Below are 6,100 nucleotides of genomic sequence, written 5' to 3' on the forward strand. Positions count from 1 at the left end.
AATTTAATTACGTCAAGGGAGGCATTGCCGTCCCGAAGGGATTTTACCCTTGACGTAATTAAATTGCTCTATACAAGAAAAATTCTCTGTATAAATGAGTAAAAAGTCAATCAAGTTGAGTTATTGCTATTTTTGCTGATAAAATAATGTAAATATTTAGGCTAAAGCACAAGAACATTTTAAAAAACAGTCTCTATTTATTAAAAACACCTTTCTCCAAAGGGCACTTCTTTCATCACCCATGCGAAAACCACAGCATAAACCATATAACAGGAAGTGCTTACAAAAGGATAGGGATAATAGTATACATAAATGAGAGATTTAAAGATTGCCCTAATTGGCTGCGGAAGAATTGGCTTCTTGCTTGAGAATGATTCATTAAGACAGAAGCCGTGTACACATTATGGAGGTGCTAGAGCAGCAGGCCTTAGGATAAATTATGCCTGTGATATAAACACGGAGAGATTATATAAATTTGCAAAATCCGCAAACATAAAAGAAGAGAATTGCTTTATAGACTATAGAGAGTTAATACTAAGTGTTAAACCAGATCTGGTTATCATCGGGACCTGGACTGACAGCCATGCGGATATTGGTATATTTGCATCAAATAATGATGCAAGGACTATCGTCTGTGAAAAACCAATAGCCTCAAATCTTATTCAGGCAAAAAGGTTAATAGAAGAATGTGCAAAGCACAATGTTGCCCTTATCATAAACCACGAAAGGAGATATGAAACGAGATATAGAAACGTAAAAAGATTGCTTTCAGAGGGTAAGATTGGAGATATAAAAACTGTTAATGCATCTATACTAACCTCACCTTATAGAGGGAATTCAAACATCGGAGAAGGAGGAGGGCCGTTGCTTCATGATGGAACTCATATGATCGATATAATAAGATATTTCTTTGGCGAGATAAAATCTGCTCTCGGAGAGATAGACAGAGATAACAGGGATTGTGGATTTGAGGATAGAGCTACTGCATGGCTTAAAACTGAAAGAGGAATAGATATATTTCTTGAAGCTGGAGGCAGCCGAGACTACTTTGTCTTTGAACTTAACATATCCGGAACAAAAGGAAAAATTGTAATCGGTAATGGATATGAGCGCATCTATATTAACAGGAAATCCAGACTCTATAGCGGTTTTCGAGATCTTTCAGAAAAACCCTTCTCGAAAACCAAAGGCATCAACTACTTTAAGAGGGAATACCTAGAGGTTAAAAAGACCCTTAACAGGAATAATATTGAGATCACATCCTCTGGTTTAGATGGGTACAAGGCAATGGAAGCAATTCATGCAATCTATCTTTCCTCATATCTAAATAGCAAGAGGATGGAATTGCCAATAAGACCTGAAACTAACATAAAGAAGATTTTTAATCTGCCTGATCACCCAGACATGTAGGTCAATATACCATTCTATATTGTCGATGGATGGTATCTGACCCTTCATTCATCGACAATGGTCTCTCTACTGTCACTTCTTGCATGGAGATTTATAGTCAACAATTAAATTTACTCAAGTTGACTGACTTTTTACTCATTTATACAGAAAATTTTTCTTATTATAGAGAAATTTAATCCAGAGATAGCGGTTCTTTATTAGGGTTTCAATCCTACCTCAATTAATTTGCCTGCTAATTCAAAGGTTGACCTTGTAGATGATAAAATTATCACATGAAATCTATTGGCTAAATCTATTGTCTCTTGGGGAACAGTCTTCCCACTTGAAATAAGTATTGCAGAGATATCCAACAGATTAGCAGCTGAAATAATATTTTTATGTGTTTGCACAGTTAACCATATATTACCGGCCTTAGCACTTGCCATTAAATCAGAAAGCATATCAGTTATGAAAGCGCCCTCAACATTCCTCTCTTCCAGTTTGGTCAAGACTGTTAAATCCAACTTTTCAATTAATTCTTGAAGCTTCATTGATTTTCTCCTGAAAATATATAAACAATAAATACCCTATTCTACCCAGAGGGCATATTTAGCAAATTAGCGTCTTTAATCACCTCTGCATAACAAGTGAATATGTTATCTACCATTTCATGGGAAACAATCTTTATCCTAGAATGCATAGACCTGCGCTTCTGATTGTAATAATCCTCTAGATATTGGATCTTCTCCGCTGACAGTTGTTCAACCTCGTCAATAGGTAGATACCCAAAAGCTACATAGATCCAGGTTCGTTCTGGCTCAAGCTCTCTCATTAAGGCATTTACCTTACAATTTTCATCACAACCTGTACACATCATGAGGCCCAGCAACTCATTGTATTTAACCAATTTACCGCAATCTGTGCATCTGAGTTCAAACCGTATAGATTGAGCTGTATCCATAATCGTCCAGTAATGATCCCCCTCTCGATACTCATCGTGAGGCGGATTATATTCAGATGTGGAAAAACTAACTACTTTACCGCAATGATTGCATTTTTCTGTTCCAATAAAGCACTGGACAACATTGACCATCTCCCATTTATGAGAACAGTTTTCTTCCTGCATGAGTCCCTCCTAATGGAAATCACTCTCCATTAAAAAAATCTGACTAAAAAAAGTCAAGATTTATAGTATTTGAAATATGATTTCCTATTACAAAAATAATCGTAACTACTCAGCTATAGAAAAAAAAGACGACAAACAACTAATAATGTACAAAATAGTAATACTTTTAAATAAGCAAATGAATCAAATATGTTCATAAATATTCAAAATAACTAGCATTTTCTAGAAATTGTTAAGAAAAAACAAGTATAGCTGAGTAGTTACAAATAATCTATGATTTATCCATTTTGTATATCTATATATAACACAGGTCCTTTCTATATATTATCAATTCTATCTGTAATGAGAAGCTATTATTATCGAATTTATGAAGATTTAAGCACTTCGTCTATAGCCTTTGCTGCAATTTTTCCTGCACCCATAGCAAGAATTACTGTTGCTGCTCCTGTAACTACGTCACCGCCTGCATAAACCTTAGGCTTTGATGTCAAACCTGTTTCCTCATCAACAACAATTGTCCCCTTTTTTGTTATCTCAATATCAGTTGTAGTAGAAGGTATCAATGGATTGGGTTTGTTCCCGATTGCAATTATTACAGTGTCAACATCGATTGTGAACTCTGAACCTTCAATTGGAACAGGACGACGCCGACCAGAATCATCCGGCTCTCCCAATTCCATTCTTAGACATTCCATAGACTTCACAAAACCTCTTTCGTCGCCCATTATTCTTGTTGGGAGGGTAAGGAAATCGAAAATGATACCCTCCTCCTCAGCGTGATGAATTTCAGCATCCCTAGCCGGAAGCTCCTCCCTTGATCGCCTATAAATGATATTAGAAGATAACGCTCCCATGCGGAGAGCTGTTCTTGCTGAATCCATTGCAACATTCCCACCTCCGATTGTGGCTACCTTTTTGCCACGAATAATAGGTGTATCATATTTGGGAAATTGATATGCCTTCATGAGATTAGATCTTGTCAGATATTCATTTGCCGAAAAAACGCCGTTTAGATTTTCACCAGGTATACCCAAAAACATTGGAGCTCCTGCTCCAGAACCAACGAACACAGCATCGTAATCAGTTGAGAGCAGTTCATCAATAGTCTTCGTTCTACCAACAATAAAATTATTCTTTACCTCAACTCCCATCTCCTTAAGATAATTCACTTCAGCCTCCACTATACTCTTCGGGAGACGGAACTCTGGAATTCCATAGACAAGCACACCGCCTGACTTATGCAGGGCTTCATATACCATAACATCATGACCAAATTTTCGAAGCTCACCAGCAACTGTGAGACCTGCAGGGCCAGATCCCACTACTGCGATGCGCCTTCCAGTTGAAGGCTGGATTTTAGGAATCTTTACTTCATCATACTCTCTCTCCCAGTCAGATGCGAACCTCTCAAGATTTCCAATAGCTACAGGTTTGTCTTTCCCTTTAGCTCCAAGGATACATCTTATCTCACACTGTTCCTCCTGAGGGCACACCCTCCCACAGATCGCAGGAAGCGCATTCTCCTCCTTGATTTTACGGGCAGCCTCAGTAAATTTCTCCTCCTCAATTAGTTTAATAAAAGCAGGGATATCAATATTTACAGGGCAACCCTCCACACATTTTGGTTTTTTACACTGCAGGCATCTACTTGCTTCCTTTTTTGCCTGATCGGGTTTATACCCATAAGGGACTTCTTCAAAATTCTTCTTCCTCTCATCAGGTTTTTGCTCAGGCATTGCCTGTCTTGGCAGGCGTTCCTTCTTCTTTTTAACTTCTTCTTGATTTTCACTCATTATTATCTCCTTTATCCTATTCGCTATCTGGATTCATAGCACCTGCACGCTTCCTTCTCCTGTTCTTGATAAGCCTTAAGACGCTTACCAAGACTCTGATAGTCAACCTCATGTCCGTCAAATTCTGGACCATCAACACAGGCAAAACGGGTCTCGTCATTAACTATTACACGGCAACATCCACACATACCCGTGCCATCAATCATAATAGGATTTAAACTAACAATAGTCTTTATTCCTAGAGGACGTGTCATTTCAGAGACGGCTCTCATCATAGGCAATGGCCCAATTGCAAAAACTACGTCAACCTTTTCTCCTTCATCAATAATCTGTTGTAAAACATCTGTCACAAATCCATGTATTCCTTCTGTCCCATCATCAGTTGCAATCAATAATCGGTCGCTTATCACACTCATCTCTTCCCTTAAAATCAACAAGCCCTTGTTGCGAGAGCCTACAATTGAAATTAGTCTATTCCCAGCCTCTCTTAAAGCCTTTGCTATGGGATAGATTACAGCAGTGCCAGCACCACCACCGATTGCGCAAACTGTTCCAAAATTCTCAATATGAGTCGGCGTCCCCAAAGGGCCAACAATATCAGCGATCTCTTCACCTTCAGAAACATCTCTAAGCAGCATTGTGCTTTTGCCAACCACCTGAAAAATAATAGTAATTGTACCGGATTCAGAATCAGAATCAGCAATGGTTAGCGGTATCCTCTCCCCACTTTCATTAACCCGAAGAATTATAAACTGACCCGGCTTTCGTTTGCTGGCAATCTCAGGAGCTTCAATCACCATCCGGATTACCTCTTCAGCCAGACCTTCTTTTTTCACTATTTTGTTCCCCATATTTTAATCCTTCCCTATCGACTATTTGTCAACAGCTTTGAATAATAGCCTTTTTTTTTCAATCCTTTTTTAATCTCGTGTTCAATTGTGCACCTTGGGCTGGGAGGGTTGGCGGGAACAGGGGTGAATTTTTACATATTTTAATCTTAATAATATTTCTTTACCCCATCACTACTTTATTAGCATCCATTTATACATAAACTAGTTTTATTACCATTAACATATTTCATTATTTTCCTCAGGTCATGTGCTATTGCCATTATTAGAAATTCGAGCTTTACTTTCTGCAGACCCTTCAATCTAAATCTAGTAAAATTGCGATTATTTTTAATCTGTCCAAAAACTGGCTCAATACTACCTGCTCTTTTAGAATATATTGCTTTCGCATGATCTTCGGACATCTTTTCCCTCATCTCTTGTCTATATACTACATAGCCATCGTCCTCTATTGTTCGATATCCACGCCTTATGTCTTCTCTTGTGGTTATACAATATTTCATAAATGTAAAAATAAAATGCCCTAACCAGCCTCAGTTCCCGTCAACCCTCAAGTGCTAAAGAAGATCACTATAAAATGATATTTTTTCCATTTTTTTAATTGACATCAAGATGCACAATTAGAATATCGAAAGAAATTGAAAGTTTATAATTAAAAAGGCTGAAATGAGGAATATTTTTTATATATCTAAATTGATTGGCTCATTGAGTAGGCATTTTTTTTGAATATATTCCCCCTACAATATTGGAAGAGGAGAATGATTGTGAAGCGTTTAATAATATTATTTCTAAGCCCTTTTATTATAATTGGGATATCGTCATTTTTTATAGTCCAGAAATCCTATGATATGATAATAAACCTTCAGGCCAAGAAGCCCCTCCCCTTTAACCATCAAGATCATCTTCCAGAATGTGAGGCAAGGAAATGTGAGACTTGCCATAAG

At 37.6% G+C, this 6,100-nt stretch carries 7 protein-coding genes; 2 read left to right on the forward strand and 5 right to left on the reverse strand.

Features of this window, described 5'->3' with window-relative positions; genetic code table 11:
* Positions 1 to 312: 312 nt before the first annotated feature.
* On the forward strand, positions 313 to 1,410 hold the full coding sequence (locus SVZ03_17570) for a Gfo/Idh/MocA family oxidoreductase (GenBank protein ID MDY6936012.1): 1,098 nt from the start codon (positions 313 to 315) through the stop codon (positions 1,408 to 1,410).
* A gap of 197 nt (positions 1,411 to 1,607) precedes the next feature.
* On the opposite strand, the gene SVZ03_17575 is transcribed toward SVZ03_17570, so the two are convergent.
* From SVZ03_17575 to SVZ03_17595, 5 genes are all read right to left on the reverse strand, one after another.
* Positions 1,608 to 1,940, reverse strand: coding sequence for a DRTGG domain-containing protein (locus SVZ03_17575; GenBank protein ID MDY6936013.1), 333 nt, complete (start codon positions 1,938 to 1,940; stop codon positions 1,608 to 1,610).
* Between the two features lie 41 nt (positions 1,941 to 1,981).
* The gene (locus tag SVZ03_17580) at positions 1,982 to 2,515 is read right to left on the reverse strand and encodes a hypothetical protein (protein ID MDY6936014.1); all 534 of its coding nucleotides are present in this window, start codon (positions 2,513 to 2,515) and stop codon (positions 1,982 to 1,984) included.
* A gap of 365 nt (positions 2,516 to 2,880) precedes the next feature.
* Positions 2,881 to 4,308: an NADPH-dependent glutamate synthase gene (gene gltA / locus SVZ03_17585; protein ID MDY6936015.1), complete on the reverse strand. Its 1,428-nt coding sequence runs from the start codon at positions 4,306 to 4,308 to the stop codon at positions 2,881 to 2,883.
* A gap of 23 nt (positions 4,309 to 4,331) precedes the next feature.
* The gene (locus SVZ03_17590; protein MDY6936016.1) at positions 4,332 to 5,159 is read right to left on the reverse strand and encodes a sulfide/dihydroorotate dehydrogenase-like FAD/NAD-binding protein; all 828 of its coding nucleotides are present in this window, start codon (positions 5,157 to 5,159) and stop codon (positions 4,332 to 4,334) included.
* Positions 5,160 to 5,338: 179 nt separating this feature from the next.
* Positions 5,339 to 5,659 carry a transposase gene (locus SVZ03_17595; GenBank protein MDY6936017.1) on the reverse strand — a complete coding sequence of 107 codons (321 nt, stop codon included), beginning with the start codon at positions 5,657 to 5,659 and terminating at the stop codon, positions 5,339 to 5,341.
* A gap of 261 nt (positions 5,660 to 5,920) precedes the next feature.
* Between SVZ03_17595 and SVZ03_17600 the strand changes: the two genes are divergently transcribed.
* Positions 5,921 to 6,100, forward strand: a 180-nt coding sequence (locus SVZ03_17600; GenBank protein ID MDY6936018.1) for a hypothetical protein, incomplete at its 3' end; no start/stop codon positions are given.

Source organism: Spirochaetota bacterium (assembly GCA_034190085.1).
GTDB lineage: Bacteria > Spirochaetota > UBA4802 > UBA4802 > JAFGDQ01 > JAXHTS01.